This window comes from Nocardioides sp. URHA0020, from assembly GCF_000620705.1.
Lineage (GTDB): Bacteria > Actinomycetota > Actinomycetes > Propionibacteriales > Nocardioidaceae > Nocardioides.
Genome location: NZ_KK211169.1, coordinates 268,313 through 285,124, shown reverse-complemented (window position 1 = coordinate 285,124; position 16,812 = coordinate 268,313). Strand labels below are relative to the sequence as shown.

Here is a 16,812-nt window from a genome sequence, read left to right as displayed (position 1 = left end):
GGCTGCGGGGGTTTCGAGACGGGCCTAGCGGCCCTCCTCAACCACCGATGGGGCCGCGTCCTCCTCAACCACCGGTGGGTCCCGGTGGTCGAGCAGCGAGCGCGAGCGAGCGTCGTCCTCGTCGGACCGCGCCTAGACCTGACCCACCGGCACCCGCGCGGCAAGCACCACACCGGCGTCGAGGTCGCGCTCGAGACGGTCGAGGTCGAGGTGACCGTCCTCGATGGCGGACTCGCAGACCAGCACGAGGATCTCGCGGTCATCGGACACCCGCGCCGCCCAGGCCGGCTCGTCGTGCGGGACCGCGATCCGGGTCGCCGACCCGGCGACCTGGACGACGAGCTCGGCGGAGTGCGCGTCGACCTGGGACAACGCGCACCTGTTGGCGACGGAGGGGCGGGCGTCGGTCAGCGACGTCATCGTGGTGAAGCCACGCGCCTTGAAGAGCGCCCGCATCCCGTCGACCGTGACCTCGCCGTGGGCGACCGGGAGGGGCGGGAACTGCAGGGCGAGGAGATCGGGATCGGAGCCGACCGCCCATCGGTAGTCGAGGCCGTCGCCGCTCGCCGCCGTCACAGCCGGGCCGCCGTCCGCACCAGCCCGGCGACGCCGGTCGAGGTGCTGTGGGGCGGCCACGCGATGACCGTGGTGACGCGCGGCGCGTCGGAGAGAGGTACGACGGCCAGCCCGTCGCGCAGGTCGGCGCGGACCGACTCGGGCAGCACGAGCGCGGTGCGGCCCAGGCGCACCAGCTGCAGCACCTGCGTCAGGTCCCGCAGCTCCGGTCCGGGTCCGTCGGGGTAGCTGCCGTCGAGGGCGGGCCACCGAGGCGGCGGCAGGTCGGGGACGGAGGTGGCCTCCGCGACGGTCAGCGACGGCCGGGTGCTCCAGGGGTGACCGGCGGGCAGGATCAGCACCTGCTCCTCGACGAACAGCGGGTCGGTGTCGAACCCGCTCAGGTCGTCGAAGGGATGGTGCAGGATGGCGACGTCAGCGCGGCCGTCGCGCAGCATCGCGGCCTGGTGACCGGGAGGGCTCAGGATCACCTCGACCTCGACGGCGTCGGGCTCGGCGGCGTAGGCGTCGAGCAGCTTGGCCATCAGCTCGCTCGACGCGCCGGCCTTGGCGGTGAGCACGACCGGGGCACGGCCGCCGGCCTCGGCGGTCCGGCGGGTACGCCGCTCCGCGGCCTCTACTGCCGCGAGCGCTGCCCGGCCCTCGCGCAGCAGCGTCTCGCCGACGCTGGTCAGGGTCACGCCCCGCGGCGTACGCACGAAGAGGTCGGCGCCGAGGCGTCGCTCGAGCTGGGCGATCGCGCGCGACAGCGGCGGCTGCGCCATGCCGAGGCGCTCGGCCGCCCGGCCGACGTGCGACTCCTCGGCGACGGCGACGAAGTAGCGCAGCTCGCGGGTCTCCACCTGGTCGAGACTACGCCGGTGACCTGGCCCCATACCGCCGCGGTATCGACCCCGACCCGATCGGTCTTGGAACGCAGCGGGCGTGCGAACCAGGATCGAGGCATGACAGACACCAGCACCGAGAAGAAGACAGCACTGGTCACCGGCGCCAACAAGGGCATCGGCTACGAGATCGCCGCGGGTCTGGCCCGACGGGGGTTCCGCGTCGGCGTCGGCGCCCGCGACGCGGGTCGGCGCGAGGAGGCGGTGGCCAAGCTCCAGGCCGACGGCCTCGACGTGTTCGGCGTGCCCCTCGACGTGACCGACGACGCCAGCGTCGCCGCGGCAGCGGCCCAGCTCGAGGAGCAGGGCGGCCTCGACGTCCTCGTCAACAACGCCGCGATCACCGGTGGGATGCCGCAGGCCCCGACCGAGGTCAGCGCGGAGCAGATCCTCGCCGTCGTCGACACCAACGTCGTCGGCGTCATCCGGGTCACCAACGCGATGCTGCCGCTGCTGCGCCGTACGGCGTCGCCGCGCATCGTCAACGTCTCGAGCACGGTCGGCTCCCTCACCCTCCAGACCGCCCAGGACGACGCCGTCGGCCCGATCTCGGCGGCGTACTCGCCGACGAAGTCCTACCTCAACGCCATCACCATCCAGTACGCGAAGGAGCTCGCCGGCACCAACGTCCTGGTCAACGCCGGCTGCCCCGGCTACGTCGCGACCGACCTCAACGGCCACCAGGGCACGCGTACGCCGGAGCAGGGTGCCGCGATCTTCCTCGAGCTCGCGACCCTTCCCGACGGGGGGCCGACGGGCACCTTCCGCGACGAGACCGGCATCCAGCCCTGGTGATCGGACGCTCAGCGGCCCTGCGCGAGGAGCCCCAGGCTCAGCAGCAGCTTGTCGCGCGGGTCTGACAGCGAGCGTCCGGTGAGCTCCTCGATCTGCTTGGCCCGGTAGATCACGGTGTTGCGGTGGCAGTAGAGGGCCTCGGCGGCGTGCTTGGCGGAGCCGTCGTGCTCGAGCAGCGCGGCGAGGGTCTGGCGCAGGGTCTCGGCGACGTGCGGCGGTTGGGCGAGGATCGGGGCGAGGGTCTCGCGCAGCACCAGGGCCGCGACCTCGGGACTGCCGGCCAGGAGCACCTCGGGCAGTCGCTGGCTGACCGCGACGACGCACGGCTCGCCGACCGCGACGGTGTCGGTCGCGCGGGCCGCCAGCTGGAAGGCCGTGGCGAAGCCGGCCACTCCCTCGGGCGCCGACGCGACGGCGACCCGGCCCCTGGCAAGCGGGAGAAGCAGGTCGACGAGCCCGCAGTCGCGCGGCAGCTCGCCGGCCAGCAGGCCGAAGGACACGCCGCCGCGGACGTGCCAGTGCGAGATGATCCCGATGCGCTCGAGCGGGTCGGTGGGCGCGATCAGCGGCTCGTCGAGCGAGCCGTCGTACGGCGCGACGACGCACGCGACCGCCATCTCGGCACCGATGCCGAGCGCGTCGCGCGCCTCCTGGGCGAAGCCCGGGTCGGCGCCGCGCCCCTCGACGAGCGCGTCCAGCGTGCTCTGCTGTCGTTGCAGGTCGCGCCGGTGCAGGCGCACGCTCTCGCGCCGGTAGGCCTCGATGAAGACCGCGTTCTGCACGTCGAGCGCCGACCAGACCTGCTGGCCGGCGACCAGCAGCACCTGCTCCTCGATGTTGTCGCGCGCACCCTGGGCCAGCAGTGCCTCCCACAGCACGCGCGTCCCGAGCGTGTAGGCGTTGAGCACCATCTCCATCGGGATGCCCTGGCGCGCCCGCCGCCGCCCGGTCTCCCGCCACAGCTCGGCGGTGCCGTGGGTCGCGTTGTCGACCCCGGCCATCGCCTCGATGCCCCGGCGGATGTGGTCGCGGGTGCTCGAGCGCACGTCGACCTGGAACTCCGGACCGGTGCGCTCGTAGACCTCCACGTCCTTCTCCAGCAGCGAGAGGCAGATGTCGTCCGCGATCGCGTCGGCCTGGCCCAGCACGGACATCCAGGCCTCGGCCACCTGGGCATCGAGGGCAGGCGTCACCTCCCCGGAGAACGGACGCATGCAGGCACCTTCGCACTCGGAGCACAAAGAACGCCACCGTCCGCGGCGAAACGTGGCGCTCAGCCCGACACCTGCTGTGCCCGCCGCCCAGTGCGGAACCTGTGCGCTCCGACCAAGGTGGTGCCCGTCACAGTCCGGGCCGTGAGGAGGTACGCCGATGAGCGCAGCCCGTCCCGGCCTCGCGATGCACGACGTCACCGTCACGTTCGGTGGGCTCACCGCCCTGTCCGGTGTCTCCCTCGAGGCCCGCCCGCACGAGGTCCTCGGCGTCATCGGCCCCAACGGCGCCGGCAAGACGACGCTCTTCAACGTCGCCTGCGGGTTCGTCGTGCCCGACGCGGGCACCCTGTCCTGGCGCGGCCGGGAGCTGCAGCGGCTGCGACCCCACGACCTCGCCGGGCTCCGCATCTCCCGCACGCTGCAGGGGCTGGGCCTGTTCGACCGGATGACGGTCCTCGACAACGTCCTGGTCGGCGCCGACCACGACGCGACCTCCGGCTTCTGGTCGGCCCTGCTGTCCCTGCCCCGAGCGAGCCGTGACGAGGCCCGCCTCCGCGGCCGGGCGCTGGCCGCGCTCGACGAGCTCGGCGTCGCGTCGTACGCCGACCGCTATCCCGCGAGCCTGCCGTACGCCGTGCGCAAGAAGGTCGCGCTGGCCCGGGCCCTGGTCTCCGAGCCCGAGCTGCTGCTGCTCGACGAGCCCGCGAGCGGGCTCTCCGACGCCGAGATGGCCGACCTCGGCTCGCTGCTGCGCGGCCTGACGGACCGGATGGCGGTGATGCTCGTCGAGCACCACATGGACCTGGTGATGTCGGTGTGCGACGACCTCGTCGTCCTCGACTTCGGCCGGGTCATCGCGACCGGCAGTCCCGCCGAGGTGCGCGACGACCCCGCCGTGCAGGCCGCCTACCTCGGCAACGCCGTCGACGCCACCCCGGAGGCCTGACGTGCTCGAGGTCCGCGAGCTCTCCACGTCGTACGGCGCGGTCCGCGCCCTGCAGGAGGTCACCTTCACCGCGCCACGCGGCGAGGTCACCGCCGTGCTCGGCGCCAACGGCGCCGGCAAGACGACCCTACTGCGCACCATCACCGGACTGGTGCGGGCCCAGAGCGGCAGCGCGTCGTACGACGGCCGCGAGCTCACCCGCACCGCGCCCGAGCTGATGCCCGGTCTCGGCATCGCCCACGTGCCCGAGGGGCGCGGCGTCATCACCGAGCTGACCGTCGAGGAGAACCTCCGACTCGGCGGCCTCGGCCGTGGTGGCCGGGTGCGGCCCGAGGAGCTGGAGCGCATCTACGAGCTGTTCCCGGCGCTGGCCGACCGACGGGCCGCGCTCGCGCACGTCCTCTCGGGCGGTGAGCGCCAGATGCTGGTGCTCGGCCGGGCCCTGATGGCCGAGCCGACCGTGCTGCTCCTCGACGAGCCGTCCCTCGGCCTTGCGCCGCGGATCGTGGCCCAGCTCTTCGAGCTCCTGCAGTCGCTGGTCGTCGAGCAGGGCCTGACGGTCCTGCTCGTGGAGCAGAACGCTCGCAGCGCCCTGTCCATCGCCCACCGCGGCGTCGTGCTCAGCCTCGGCCGGGTCGTCGTCGACGAGCGTGCCGACGTGCTGGCCGGCGACGACCAGCTCCGCCACGCCTACCTGGGCTTCTGACCGGAAGGAACGCACGTGCAGCAGCTCGTCAACACGCTCCTGGGTGGCCTGACGCTCGGCATGGTCTACGCCGCGTTCGCCCTGGCCCTGGTGCTGATCTGGCGCTCCACCCGGATCGTCAACTTCGCCCAGGCACCGATGGCGATGGTCACGACGTTCGTCGCGCTGCGGATCATCGAGGGCGGCCACTCGTACTGGCTCGGCTTCGCGGCCGCCCTGGTCGCCGGACTGGTCCTCGGTGCCGTCGTCGAACGCGTGCTGATCCGTCCGGTCGAGGGCAAGGCCGAGATCAACGCCGTGATCCTCACCCTGGGTCTCTTCATCGTGCTGCACGCGCTGGCCGCCGTGGTCTTCGGCAACCGCTACCGGTCCTTCCCGGCCGCCTTCGGCATCCGCGGGATCGAGGTCGGCGACACGACGATCGCGCTCACCGGCTTCGGCATCTTCACGATCGTCGCAGTGCTCGTGGTGATGGGCCTGCTGGTGCTGCTCTTCCGCTTCACCGACCTCGGCCTGCGGATGCGGGCGGCGGCGTTCAACCAGGAGGTGGCCCGCCTGCTCGGCGTCCGCGTCGGCCGGATGCTCACCCTCGGCTGGGCGCTGGCCTCGCTGGTCGGCTCGCTCGCCGGGCTCCTGATCGCCGGCGGCAGCCTCGTCCACCCGGGCTACATGGACGCCGTCGTCGTCTACGGGTTCGTCGCAGCGGTGCTCGGCGGCCTCGACAGCCCCGCGGGCGCGGTCGTCGGCGGCCTGCTGCTCGGGCTGTCGTTGAGCCTGGTCTCGGGGTACGTCGGCTCGCAGCTGGTCGCCCTCGCCGCCCTGGCCATCCTGATGGCGGTGCTCCTGCTGCGCCCGCAAGGACTCTTCTCCCAGGCCCGCGAACGGCGTGTGTGAGCATGCGACGCCTTCTCGGGCAGCCCCTCGTCCTGGCCCTGCTCGGCGCGGTGGTGATCATCGTCGTGCTGACCGGTGTCGACGACTTCCGTGCCGTCCAGCTCACCCAGATGGCCTACCTCGGCATCGCCGCCGGCGGGCTCACCGTGCTCACCGGTCTCAACGGCCAGATCTCGCTGGGGCACGGCGCCCTGATGGCCATCGGCGCCTACACCACCGCGCTGCTGCTCCAGGACGACGAGCCGACCCTGCCCCTGCTCGCCGTCCTGGTCGTCGCGACGGTGGTGACCCTCGTCGTGGGCGCCGCGATCGGGGTGGCCGCCGCCCGCCTGCACGGGCCCTACCTCGCCGGCGCGACCCTCGCCCTCGCGGTGGCGGTGCCGGGCATCGCTCTCTACTTCGGAGACACCCTCGGCGGTGAGCAGGGCCTGCGGGTGCGGGTCCCCGACCCGCCCGGTTGGCTGCTCGACGCGGCGTACTTCGTCACCGGGCAGGACCTCACCCCCAGCACGTACGTCGCCTTCCTCGGCTGGTTCGTCCTGGTCGTCACGTACGTCGGGCTCGCCCACCTCTCCCGCGGCCGGGTGGGTCGGCGCTGGCGCGCCGTGCGCGACGACGAGGTGGCCGCCGAGGTCGCCGGCATCGCGCTCGGCCGGGCCCGGGTCTCGGCGTTCGTGGTCAGCGCGGCCGCCGCCGGAGCAGCCGGCTTCGTGATGGCGGTGTCCGTGCGGCTGGCCGCACCGAGCGGCTACTCCCTCACGCTGAGCCTGATGCTGCTCACCGCCGTCGTCCTGGGCGGTCTCGGCACGCTGAGCGGTGCCCTCGTCGGCGCGGCGCTGCTCACCTTCTTGCCCCAGGTCATCACCGACGCCGGGGTCTCCGCCGGCCTCGACGACATCCGGGCCGCGGAGCTCGCACCCCTCGTCTACGGGCTGGTGCTCGTCGCGGTCGTCCTGCTCGCACCCGCTGGCCTCGTCGGCAGCCTCCGTCTCGCGTGGCACCGGCTGCGCGCGACCACCACCTCGAAGGGAGCAACGTGATGAACCCACGACGCAGGAGGCTGGCCGGAGCGGCCAGCATCCTCACCTCGCTGATGCTGGTCGCCGCGTGCGGCGCCGGCGGACGCGACGACGACGACAGCGACGGCGGTGGGGGTGCCGCGGAGGTCGGCGTGACCGATGACTCCATCGCGATCGGCGGCACGTTCCCGCTGACCGGCGTGGCCGCACCCGGCTACAGCGAGATCCCCACCGGCGCCAAGGCCTACTTCGACTTCGTCAACGCCGCCGGCGGGGTCAACGGCCGCACGATCGACTTCACCGTCAAGGACGACGGCTACGACCCGACGAAGACCAGCAGCCTGACCAACGAGCTGGTGCTCAAGGACAAGGTCTTCGCGACCGTCGGCTCCCTCGGCACGCCCACCCACAGCGCCGTCGTGGACTTCCTCAACGACGAGAAGGTGCCCGACCTCTTCGTGTCCTCCGGCTCGCTCGGGTGGGGTGACGACCCCGAAGCGCGTCCGATGACCTTCGGCTGGCAGCCCGACTACGAGATCGAGGGCAAGATCATCGGGCAGTACGTCGCGAAGAACATGCCCGACGCGAAGGTCGGGCTCTTCCTGCAGGACGACGACTTCGGCGAGGACGCCGAGAAGGGGGTGCGCCAGTTCCTCGACGACCAGATCGTCGGGACGCAGCGCTACACCTCGGGCAACACCGACGTCGGCCCCCAGGTCGCGGCACTCCAGGCGAGCAAGGCCGACCTGGTGCTGGCGTTCACCACCCCGTCGTACACCGCTCTGGCGCAGCTGACCTCGCTCAAGCTGGGCTTCAAGCCGGACTGGTACGTCTCCAACGTGGGCTCCGACCCCGCCCTGGTCGGTGGGCTGCTCGAGAAGTTCTCCGAGGGCAAGGTCCCCGGCGACGCCTCGGCGCTCAACGGCGTGATGACGTCGGAGTACATCCCCGGCATCGACGCACCCGACAACGCCTGGGTGCAGCTGTGGCAGAAGGTGTGGGACGCCAACGGCGGGCAGGGCGAGCTCACCAACTACCGGATCTACGGGATGTCCTGGGCCTACACCTTCGTGCAGGCGCTCCAGGCAGCCGGCAAGGACCTGACCCGGGAGGGCCTCGTCGAGGCCCTCGAGGAGGCCGGCTCCTCCCTGGAGGGCCCCAACCTGGCGCCGTACCGCTACAGCGAGGACAGCCACCTCGGCATCTCCGGCATGGAGCTGGTCACCCTCGAGAACGGCAAGGGCAAGCCCCTCACCAAGGTGCTGACGACCGACATCGGCGACGCCGAGATCGCCGAGGACGACTCCGGTCAGTCCGAGGACGCCCCGCCGGAGAGCGGCATCCCGGACGTCGACGCCGTGGACTGACCGGCCGGCGCCGGTCCGCCCCGGCTGGGAGACTCCCGCCATGACCGACGACTGGAGCGACCTGCTCGCCGCTGCGACCACCGGCTTCGCGGACGCTCTCAGCGGCGCCGACCCGTCGGCCACCGTCCCGTCCTGCCCGGGCTGGACGGTGGCCGACCTGGTCGACCACCTCGGCGGGGTGCACCAGTGGTCGCGGCACGCCGTGCTCGCGGGCAACCCCGACGGCCGGCCAGAGGCTGCGACCGGCGACCTCCTCGCGTGGTACCGCCGCCACGCGGACGACCTGCTGGCGACGCTGCGTACGACGGACCCCGGCGCACCGGCGTGGACGTTCGGCACCGAGCAGAGCGTCGGGTGGTGGCTGCGGCGCCAGACCCACGAGACGCTCATGCACACCCGCGACCTGCTCGGCGCGACCGGTCGGGTGGAGCACTGGACCGTCGAGCCGACGCTGGCCTGGGACGGTGTCCGCGAGGTGGCGACCGAGTTCTACCCCCGGCAGGTGCGCCTGGGCCGCGCCGCGCCGCTGCCGGGCACCCTGCGGCTGCTCGCCACCGACCTCCCGGGCGCCGAGGTCGTCCTCATCGGCGACGCCGAGCCGGTCGTCGAGGTGCGGGCACAGGCCGTCGACCTGCTCCTGATGCTGTGGCACCGCACGGAGTCGTCCGACCCGGCGGCGGCCGCGCTGCTGGGCCTGCCGATCGCTCCCTAGAGGAGCGCGGCGAGCACGGCGGCCCCCACTCCGTGCAGGAGCGCGGTCAGCAGGAAGGACCAGCCGCCGGTCAGCCGACGCTCCGGGCGGGCCGGAGACATCAGGCCGGTCGATCCGCCCAGCAGCAGGAAGGCCAGGGCTCCGACGATCGGCACCCCGCCGATCAGCCAGAACCACGCCCACCGGGTGGCGCGCCACGGCTCACGACCAACGATCAGGAGCCCGAGGGCGCCGGCGAATAGCACGATCGACGCGCTGACCATCCACGCAGGCACCCGCCACGGGCCGAGCTCGCCGTCCGACTGGCGACCGGACCGGGTCGTCCGCAGGCCGGGGTCGAGGGCCCTCAGCTGCTCGTCCACCCGCCCCACGACGACGGGCTCCGTCACCCCGACGTCGCGGGCGTCGCGGCGGGAGGTCGCCTCGGTCACCGTGGTCACCCGCCCCACCAGGCCGTCGCGCCAGTGCACCGTGACACCGGCGAACCCCTCGACGTCGCCGTGGAGTCCGCCCTCGAGGTCGACCCGGTCCACGCGGCCGGCCGCGACCGCCGCGCGCAGCTCGGCGTACGACGTGGGGCGCTCGCCGGCCACCAGGAGCGTGCCGAGCAGGACCAGACTGGTCACCACCAGGGCCCCCGCGATCCCACGGACCACGAGGTCGGGCAGGAGCGCGCGCGGCCGCCTCGCCGGCGCCGCGACCGCCTGGGTGCTCATGGCGCGACCGTAGCGTCGACGGCCCTGCGTGTCTCGAGGACCCGGAAGCCCTTCGCGCTCGCCAGCCGCCGGGTCGGGTAGCCCTGCTCCCCCAGCCAGCGCTGGAGTGAGTCGGCGCCGAGGTTCTTGCCGACCACCATCACCGCCCGTCCGCCCGGCGCGAGCCGCGGCAGCCAGGTGAGCAACAGCTCGTGGAGGGCCTCCTTGCCGATCCGGATCGGAGGGTTCGACCAGATCTCGTCGTACACCTCGGTGGTCGGGACCTGGTCGGGCCGGCACGCGACGAAGCGCCCGGCGACGCCCATGGCCCGGGCGTTCTCGTTCGCGAGGGCGATCGCGCGCTCGTTGACCTCGACGGCGGTGATCGACGCGAGCGGCACGGCGGCAGCGATCGCGAGCCCGATCACGCCGTACCCGCAGCCCAGGTCGAGGAACCTGCCCTGGACCGGCGGCTCGGTCTCGCGGAAGAGGACCGCCGTCGCGTGGTCGAGGTGGCCGCGGCTGAAGACGCCGGCCCCGCTGACCAGCGACAGCTCCCGTCCCCACACCTCGCAGGTGAAGGTCTCGCGCGCGAACGGCACCGACGGGTCGGCGCTGAAGTAGTGCTCGGCGTCCTCAGGCATCCGCGGCCACCCTCCTGGCTCTCGTCTGGTCGGCGCGGGCAGCCATCTCGTCGTCGCCGGGGTAGTCGACCCGCTCCAGGGTGAGGCCGTGCGCGTGCAGGACGGTCACCCCCGGGTCGCGTCTGGTCGCCCGCAGGATCTCACCGGCCCAGCTCACCGGTCGACGACCCTCACCGACGGAGATCAGGCAGCCCACGAGGGAGCGCACCATGCTGTGGCAGAAGGCGTCGGCCACGACCGTGCCCACCACGAGACCCGCCTCGTCCCGCGCCCAGGACAGCTGCTCGAGCGTGCGGATCGTCGTCGCGCCCTCCCGCTGCTTGCAGAACGACGCGAAGTCGTGCCGGCCGAGGAGGAGGGTCGAGGCCTGGTTCATGGCGTCGAGGTCGAGCCGGCGCGGCCACGCGAGCACCTCGGCCCGGGCCAACGGGTCGAGCGCCTCCGCGGTGTCGGCGATCCGGTAGGCGTAGTGGCGTCGCAGGGCGCTGAAGCGCGCGTCGAAGCCGTCGGGCGCGGCCGCCAGTCGGCGGACTCGCACGTCCGTCGGGAGCAGCCCGTTGAGCCGCCGGAGCAGCAGCGCCGGCTCCGGCGCTGTCTCGAGGTCGACGTGCACCACCTGTCCCCGAGCGTGCACCCCGGCATCGGTGCGCCCGGCGCAGACGACCGAGACCGGCCCGACCCGCAGGATCGTCGAGAGCGCCGACTGCAGCTCAGCCTGGACGGTCCGCAGACCCGGCTGGGTGGCCCAGCCACGGAAGTCGGTGCCGTCGTAGGCGAGGTCGATCCGGAAGCGCACCGAGCAACTCTATTGCGCTGCTACCTACGCTTGTCCCGTGCCCAGTCCCTCGATCGTCCTCATCTCCGAGGAACACACCGACCAGATGCTCGCCGGCTTCGCCCGCTACCAGGCGGAGTACGACGTCCGGGTCGCCCGCTCCTGCCAGGAGGCGCTGCAGACGACCCACGACATCGTCGCCGAGGGCGGCACGGTCGCGCTCTTCGCGAGCGAGTCCGTGCTGCCCGACGCCGAGGTCCTGCAGTGCTTCCACAAGCTGCGCGAGAAGGTGCCGACCGCGCGCCGGCTCGTCGCCGCGCACTGGGACCGCTTCCTCACCGATGGGCCGGCGCTGCGCGCCGGGATGGCCAAGGGCAAGTACGACGCCTACCTGCTGATGCCGCGCGGCGTACGCGACGAAGAGTTCCACAACGCGATCACCGACCTGCTCTCCGACTGGGGCTCGACGGTCCCCGACCCGGAGGTCGTGTCGGTCAAGATCATCTCGCCCACGCGCGACGCGCTGACCCTCGGCATCCGCGACTTCCTCGACCGGATGGGGATGGCGAGCACCGTCTACCCGCCCGACTCCGACGGCGGTCGCCACGTGCTCGAGAGGTGGGAGGGCGAGCCCGCGTACCCGCTCGTCTACCCGCTCAACCGTCCGGTCGTCCACGCGACGAGCGTCCGCGACGTCGCGATCGCGCTGTACGGCGCGCCGACCGCGCTCGACCTCGACCACGTCGTCGACGTGGCCGTCGTCGGTGGCGGTCCCGCGGGCCTCGCGGCCGCGGTCTACTCCGCCTCCGAGGGTCTGAGCACCGTCATCCTGGAGGCCGAGGCGGTCGGGGGCCAGGCCGGCACCAGCTCGATGATCCGCAACTACCTCGGCTTCCCCCGCGGCATCTCCGGGATGCGCCTCGCCCTCCGGGCCCGCAACCAGGCGCTGCGCTTCGGCACCCGGTTCTTCACCGGCCAGGTCGTCGACGCCGTGCGTCCCGGGCGCGACGGCGAGCCGCACGTCGTCTGCACCGACACGGGCGAGGTGCGCGCACGCTCGGTGGTGATCGCGAGCGGCGTCGCCTACCGCAAGCTGCGGGTCGAGCCGCTCGAGGAGCTCGTCGGCATCGGCGTCTACTACGGCGCCGCGATGACGGCCGCCCGCGAGATGGAGGGGCAGGACGTGTACGTCGTCGGCGGCGGCAACTCCGCCGGGCAGGCGGCCGTGCACCTGGCCCGGTTCGCCCGCTCGGTCACGATCCTGGTGCGCCGACCGGACCTGGCCGAGACCATGTCGCAGTACCTGATCGGCGAGATCGAGTACAACTCCCGCATCTCCGTGCGCACCTGCACGACCGTCGTCGACGGCGGCGGGGACGGTCGCCTGGAGTGGCTCGGGCTCGAGGACGTCCGCACCGGTGAGCGCGAGCGCGTCCCGGCGTACGGCCTCTTCCTGCTGCTGGGCGCCGAGCCGCGCTGCGAGTGGCTGCCGCCCGAGGTCGCCCGCGACGACCGCGGCTTCGTGCTCACCGGCCGCGACGTGCCCAAGGAGCGCTGGATCGACGGCCTGCCGCCCGAGAGCCTCGCGACCACGGTGCCCGGCATCTTCGCCGCCGGCGACATCCGCGCCGGCTCGATGAAGCGGGTGGCGTCCGCGAGCGGCGAGGGCGCGTCCGTCGTCCCCCTGGTCCACGCCTGGCTGGCGCCGGCTCCCGACGCGACGACGGTCTAGAGCTCGGCGCGGTACGGCGGGTCCGCGCCCGGTCGTGACACGGTCACCGCCGCCGCGCGGGCGGCGAAGGCGAGCACGTCCGCGATCTCCTCGCGCGACAGTGCGGCCAGCGGGCCGCGGTCCCACAGGGCGTCGATCACGGCCGCACCGAAGGTGTCGCCGGCGCCGATCGTGTCGGCCACCTCGACCGGCAGCGACGCGACCTCGACGGTGCCACCGGTGCCGACCCACGTCGCGCCGTCGCCACCCCGGGTCACGACGACTGCGGTGGGGCCGAGGGTGAGCAGGTGGGCGGCCGCCTCCTCGAGGTCGTGGCCGGGGTAGAGGCTGGCCAGGTCCTCGTCGGAGGCCTTGACCAGGTCCGCGATGCCGACCATCCGCTCGACCCGGGCGACCAGCTCGGGGCCGGTGCCCGTGATGGCCGGCCGCGCGTTGATGTCATAGCTGACGGTCGCACCCGCCCGCAGCCCGCTCACCAGCTCGAGGACCTGGTCGGCCCCCGGCTCGAGGACCGCCCCCAGCGAGCACAGGTGCACGAACGCCGGGGCACCGGGAGCGACCTCGTGGATCCGCCAGTCCAGGTCGAAGACGTACGACGCCGCGCCGTCGGCCCCGATGGTCGCCGCCGCGGTCGCGGTCCGGGCCAGTGCGTGCGGCTCGCTCGCCAGCCGTACGCCGGCGGCCTCGAGGTGGTCGGCGAGCACCTGCCCACGGGCGTCGTCGCCCCACGCCGTCACGAACCGCACCGGTCGGCCCAGGCGAGCCAGCGCCACCGCCACGTTGGCGGCGCTGCCGCCGGCGTACTCCCGCGTCGATCCGTCGGCGGCATGGACGATGTCGATGAGGGACTCCCCCACCACAAGCACCTCGGGACTCATGGGACGTCTCTACCATGCGTCCATGCAGATCCACCCGCTCGACCCGGCCTCGGCGACCCCACCCTCCGAGCAGCTGCGCCTGCAGATCGCCGCCCGCGCCGCGTCCGGGGACCTGCCCACCGGCACCCGGCTGCCGACCGTCCGCGCGCTCGCGGCCGAGCTCGGAGTCGCGGTCAACACCGTCGCCAAGGCCTACCGGACGTTGGAGAACGACGGCGTGGTGACGACCGAGGGACGCCGCGGCAGCACCATCTCGGGCGCGAGCGCCGACGCCCGGGCGGCCGCGGCGGCGTACGTCGCCACCGCACGTCGCCTCGGCCTGTCCCTCCCCGAGGCCGGTCGCCTGGTCGAGGAGTCCTGGTAGCAGTCGGGTCGGCTGTCCCCGGTCGCTGCCAGGGTGTCCCCCACGACCAGGACGACGCCACGGAGGGCACATGACCACGACCGACGACCACCCGATCCTCGCCAAGGTGCGCAAGCTCCTGGCGCTCGCCGAGGACCCGGCGGCGACCGCGCACGAGGCCGAGACCTACACCGCCAAGGCGGCCCAGCTCATCGCCGACTACGGCATCGACCGGGCCCTGCTGGCGGCCACCGATCCGGGCTCGGACCCGGTGGGCGACCGGGTGCTCGACCTCGACGCGCCGTACGCCGCCGACAAGGCCGACCTGCTCTCCACGGTCGCCGCCCACCTGCGGTGTCGCGCGGTGGTCCGGACCCGGACCACCGCACGCGGCAAGGAGCGCTCGGCGCACCTGTTCGGGCACGCCTCGGACCTCGAGCGCACCGAGCTGCTCTACACCAGCCTGCTGCTCCAGAGCGCCACCGGACTGGCGCGGACACCGGTCCCGCCGACCGAGCACGCTGCGGCCTTCCGGCGCTCGTGGCTGGCTGGCTTCCGGATGGCGGTCGGCCACCGGCTGGCTGACACCGAGGCGCGCGCGGAGACCGAGGCGGCGCAGCGGTTCGCCGCCGCCGGGCGGTCCTCCGGTCTCGTGCTCGCCGATCGCTCCGCGCAGGTGGAGTCGACGATGCACGCGGCCTACCCCCGGCTGGGCACGGCCCGGGCACGCTCGCTGTCCGGCTCCGGCGCCGCCGACGGCTGGGCCGCCGGCCAGCGGGCCGACCTCGGCGGGCGCCCGGTCGGCACGACGAAGGCCCGCCACCTTCTCGGGTGACGGGCCTTCGGCTGAGTGCTGGGGGCTACTTGGTGTCGTCGCCCTCGGCCTCGGTCTCCGCTGTGTCCTGCTCGTCCGCTGCGGCCTGCTCCTCCGCGACGACGCTGCCCTCGGGCGACGCCTCCTCGGCCAGCTCGGTCGGCGCGTCCTCGACGGCGGTCTCCTCGACCGGAGCCGGGTCGGCAGCGGCCGGAGCGGCCTTCTTCGCCTTCGGCGCCGACGGCTTGTAGGCCTCGGTCACGAGCTCGATGACCGCCATGGGGGCGTTGTCGCCCTTGCGCGGACCGATCTTGGTGATCCGGGTGTAGCCACCCGGACGCTCGGCGAAGGTGACCGCGATCTCGGTGAAGAGCACGTGGACGACCGACTTGTCGCGGATGGTCTTGAGGACCTCGCGACGGTTGTGCAGGTCGCCCTTCTTGGCCTTCGTGATCAGCTTCTCGGCGACCGGACGCAGGGCGCGGGCCCGGGCCTCGGTCGTCGTGATCCGGCCGTGCTCGAAGAGCTGGGTCGAGAGGTTCGACAGGATCAGGCGCTGGTGAGCGGCGCTACCGCCGAGGCGGGGACCCTTGGTGGGCTTGGGCATCGTTTCTCTCTTTTCTCTCCGGCCGTGTCAGGTACCGGGGTAGACGACCAGCGGTCGCTGGTCGGTTTGGCTGGTCTGAGGCAGGCGCACGAGCGCCTGCCTCAGGAGCGGATCAGTACTGCTCGTCCTCGACGAACGCGTCGTCCTCGTCGTCGCCGTACGCCGCGAGGGCGGCCTGCGGGTCGAAGCCGGGCGCGCTGTCCTTGAGGGACAGACCCATCTCGACCAGCTTGGCCTTGACCTCGTCGATCGACTTCGCACCGAAGTTGCGGATGTCGAGGAGGTCCTGCTCCGAGCGGCTGATGAGCTCACCCACGGTGTGGATGCCCTCGCGCTTGAGGCAGTTGTACGACCGGACCGTCAGCTGCAGGTCCTCGACCGGGAGGGCGAGGTCGGCAGCCAGCTGCTCGTCGACGGGCGACGGGCCGATGTCGATGCCCTCGGCCTCGACGTTGAGCTCGCGGGCCAGGCCGAAGAGCTCGACCAGCGTCTTGCCGGCCGAGGCGATCGCGTCGCGGGGACGGATCGACGGCTTGGTCTCGACGTCGATGACGAGCTTGTCGAAGTCGGTGCGCTGCTCGACACGGGTCGCCTCGACCTTGTAGGTCACCTTCAGCACGGGGCTGTAGATCGAGTCAACCGGCATCCGGCCGATCTCGTTGTCGCCACCCTTGTTCTGGACGGCGGAGACGTAGCCACGGCCACGCTCCACGACCAGCTCCATCTCCAGCTTGCCCTTGTCGGACAGCGTGGCGATCTTGAGGTCCGGGTTGTGCACCTCGACACCGGCCGGCGGCGCGATGTCAGCGGCGGTGACGTCGCCAGCACCCGACTTGCGCAGGTACATGGTGACGGGCTCGTCGTGCTCCGAGGAGACGACCAGACCCTTCAGGTTGAGGATGATCTCGGTGACGTCTTCCTTGACGCCCTCGATCGTCGAGAACTCGTGGAGGACGGTGTCGACCTTGATGCTGGTGACCGACGCACCCGGGATGGAGCTCAGGAGCGTACGGCGCAGCGAGTTGCCGAGCGTGTAGCCGAAGCCGGGCTCCAGCGGCTCGATCACGAACCGCGAGCGGAACTCGTCGACGGACTCTTCCGACAGGGTGGGGCGCTGTGCGATGAGCACTGGTTCTTTCCTTTCCGGACCTACCCGCTATTTGACAGGCCCGAATGTGCTGGTGACGGAAGGATGGTTGGCTCCTGTCCCG

Annotated in this window: 19 protein-coding genes; 10 read left to right on the top strand and 9 right to left on the bottom strand. The window is 72.7% G+C overall.

Going from position 1 to position 16,812, the window contains the following annotated elements:
- Window positions 1-132: 132 nt before the first annotated feature.
- Together N542_RS0116260 and N542_RS28320 are read right to left on the bottom strand one after the other, a co-directional pair.
- Window positions 133-636, bottom strand: a complete 504-nt coding sequence (locus N542_RS0116260; RefSeq protein WP_155993141.1) for a hypothetical protein — start codon at window positions 634-636, stop codon at window positions 133-135.
- Window positions 573-1,418: a LysR family transcriptional regulator gene (locus N542_RS28320; protein ID WP_028644836.1), complete on the bottom strand. Its 846-nt coding sequence runs from the start codon at window positions 1,416-1,418 to the stop codon at window positions 573-575. Before N542_RS28320 ends, N542_RS0116260 begins: the two co-directional genes overlap by 64 nt.
- Window positions 1,419-1,520: 102 nt before the next feature.
- Between N542_RS28320 and N542_RS0116250 the strand changes: the two genes are divergently transcribed.
- On the top strand, window positions 1,521-2,255 hold the full coding sequence (locus tag N542_RS0116250) for an SDR family oxidoreductase (RefSeq protein WP_028644835.1): 735 nt from the start codon (window positions 1,521-1,523) through the stop codon (window positions 2,253-2,255).
- Window positions 2,256-2,263: 8 nt separating this feature from the next.
- On the opposite strand, the gene N542_RS25210 is transcribed toward N542_RS0116250, so the two are convergent.
- A complete protein-coding gene (locus N542_RS25210; RefSeq protein WP_051551900.1) occupies window positions 2,264-3,469 on the bottom strand; it encodes a PucR family transcriptional regulator in 1,206 nt (401 codons plus the stop codon).
- A 157-nt stretch (window positions 3,470-3,626) separates the two neighbouring features.
- Between N542_RS25210 and N542_RS0116240 the strand changes: the two genes are divergently transcribed.
- From N542_RS0116240 to N542_RS25205, 6 genes are read left to right on the top strand one after another with little or no spacing between them, the layout of a single operon-like run.
- Window positions 3,627-4,415 carry an ABC transporter ATP-binding protein gene (locus tag N542_RS0116240; protein ID WP_028644834.1) on the top strand — a complete coding sequence of 263 codons (789 nt, stop codon included), beginning with the start codon at window positions 3,627-3,629 and terminating at the stop codon, window positions 4,413-4,415.
- A 1-nt stretch (window position 4,416) separates the two neighbouring features.
- Window positions 4,417-5,121 (top strand): ABC transporter ATP-binding protein, encoded by a 705-nt coding sequence (locus N542_RS0116235; protein WP_028644833.1) that lies wholly within the window; start codon window positions 4,417-4,419, stop codon window positions 5,119-5,121.
- Window positions 5,122-5,136: 15 nt separating this feature from the next.
- Window positions 5,137-6,015: a branched-chain amino acid ABC transporter permease gene (locus N542_RS0116230; RefSeq protein ID WP_028644832.1), complete on the top strand. Its 879-nt coding sequence runs from the start codon at window positions 5,137-5,139 to the stop codon at window positions 6,013-6,015.
- Window positions 6,016-6,017: 2 nt separating this feature from the next.
- The gene (locus N542_RS0116225) at window positions 6,018-7,055 is read left to right on the top strand and encodes a branched-chain amino acid ABC transporter permease (protein WP_036508198.1); all 1,038 of its coding nucleotides are present in this window, start codon (window positions 6,018-6,020) and stop codon (window positions 7,053-7,055) included.
- Complete coding sequence (locus tag N542_RS0116220; protein ID WP_028644830.1) at window positions 7,055-8,401, top strand: ABC transporter substrate-binding protein; 1,347 nt, start codon at window positions 7,055-7,057, stop codon at window positions 8,399-8,401. The genes N542_RS0116225 and N542_RS0116220 overlap by 1 nt, the downstream gene beginning before the upstream one ends.
- A 40-nt stretch (window positions 8,402-8,441) precedes the next feature.
- The gene (locus N542_RS25205; RefSeq protein WP_051551898.1) at window positions 8,442-9,113 is read left to right on the top strand and encodes a maleylpyruvate isomerase family mycothiol-dependent enzyme; all 672 of its coding nucleotides are present in this window, start codon (window positions 8,442-8,444) and stop codon (window positions 9,111-9,113) included.
- Here the strand turns inward: N542_RS25205 and N542_RS0116210 are convergent.
- From N542_RS0116210 to truA, 3 genes are read right to left on the bottom strand one after another with little or no spacing between them, the layout of a single operon-like run.
- Window positions 9,110-9,829 (bottom strand): hypothetical protein, encoded by a 720-nt coding sequence (locus N542_RS0116210; RefSeq protein ID WP_028644829.1) that lies wholly within the window; start codon window positions 9,827-9,829, stop codon window positions 9,110-9,112. The genes N542_RS25205 and N542_RS0116210 overlap by 4 nt on opposite strands.
- Entirely contained in the window at window positions 9,826-10,452 is a 627-nt protein-coding gene (locus N542_RS0116205) for a class I SAM-dependent methyltransferase (RefSeq protein WP_028644828.1), read from the bottom strand. The genes N542_RS0116210 and N542_RS0116205 overlap by 4 nt, the downstream gene beginning before the upstream one ends.
- Window positions 10,445-11,248, bottom strand: a complete 804-nt coding sequence (gene truA / locus N542_RS0116200; RefSeq protein WP_028644827.1) for a tRNA pseudouridine(38-40) synthase TruA — start codon at window positions 11,246-11,248, stop codon at window positions 10,445-10,447. The genes N542_RS0116205 and truA overlap by 8 nt, the downstream gene beginning before the upstream one ends.
- Before the next feature lie 37 nt (window positions 11,249-11,285).
- Between truA and N542_RS0116195 the strand changes: the two genes are divergently transcribed.
- Window positions 11,286-12,959, top strand: a complete 1,674-nt coding sequence (locus tag N542_RS0116195) for an FAD-dependent oxidoreductase (protein WP_028644826.1) — start codon at window positions 11,286-11,288, stop codon at window positions 12,957-12,959.
- On the opposite strand, the gene N542_RS0116190 is transcribed toward N542_RS0116195, so the two are convergent.
- The gene (locus N542_RS0116190) at window positions 12,956-13,837 is read right to left on the bottom strand and encodes a carbohydrate kinase family protein (RefSeq protein ID WP_028644825.1); all 882 of its coding nucleotides are present in this window, start codon (window positions 13,835-13,837) and stop codon (window positions 12,956-12,958) included. The two genes, N542_RS0116195 and N542_RS0116190, sit on opposite strands and share 4 nt — an antisense overlap.
- 22 nt (window positions 13,838-13,859) lie before the next feature.
- Between N542_RS0116190 and N542_RS0116185 the strand changes: the two genes are divergently transcribed.
- Both N542_RS0116185 and N542_RS0116180 read left to right on the top strand, forming a co-directional pair.
- Window positions 13,860-14,201 (top strand): GntR family transcriptional regulator, encoded by a 342-nt coding sequence (locus tag N542_RS0116185; RefSeq protein ID WP_028644824.1) that lies wholly within the window; start codon window positions 13,860-13,862, stop codon window positions 14,199-14,201.
- A 70-nt stretch (window positions 14,202-14,271) separates the two neighbouring features.
- A complete protein-coding gene (locus N542_RS0116180; protein ID WP_028644823.1) occupies window positions 14,272-15,015 on the top strand; it encodes a DUF2786 domain-containing protein in 744 nt (247 codons plus the stop codon).
- Between the two features lie 25 nt (window positions 15,016-15,040).
- Here N542_RS0116180 and rplQ read toward each other — a convergent pair whose 3' ends face one another.
- Together rplQ and N542_RS0116170 are read right to left on the bottom strand one after the other, a co-directional pair.
- Window positions 15,041-15,601 (bottom strand): 50S ribosomal protein L17, encoded by a 561-nt coding sequence (gene rplQ, locus N542_RS0116175; protein ID WP_028644822.1) that lies wholly within the window; start codon window positions 15,599-15,601, stop codon window positions 15,041-15,043.
- A 112-nt stretch (window positions 15,602-15,713) separates the two neighbouring features.
- On the bottom strand, window positions 15,714-16,730 hold the full coding sequence (locus N542_RS0116170) for a DNA-directed RNA polymerase subunit alpha (protein WP_028644821.1): 1,017 nt from the start codon (window positions 16,728-16,730) through the stop codon (window positions 15,714-15,716).
- Between the last annotated feature and the right edge of the window lie 82 nt (window positions 16,731-16,812).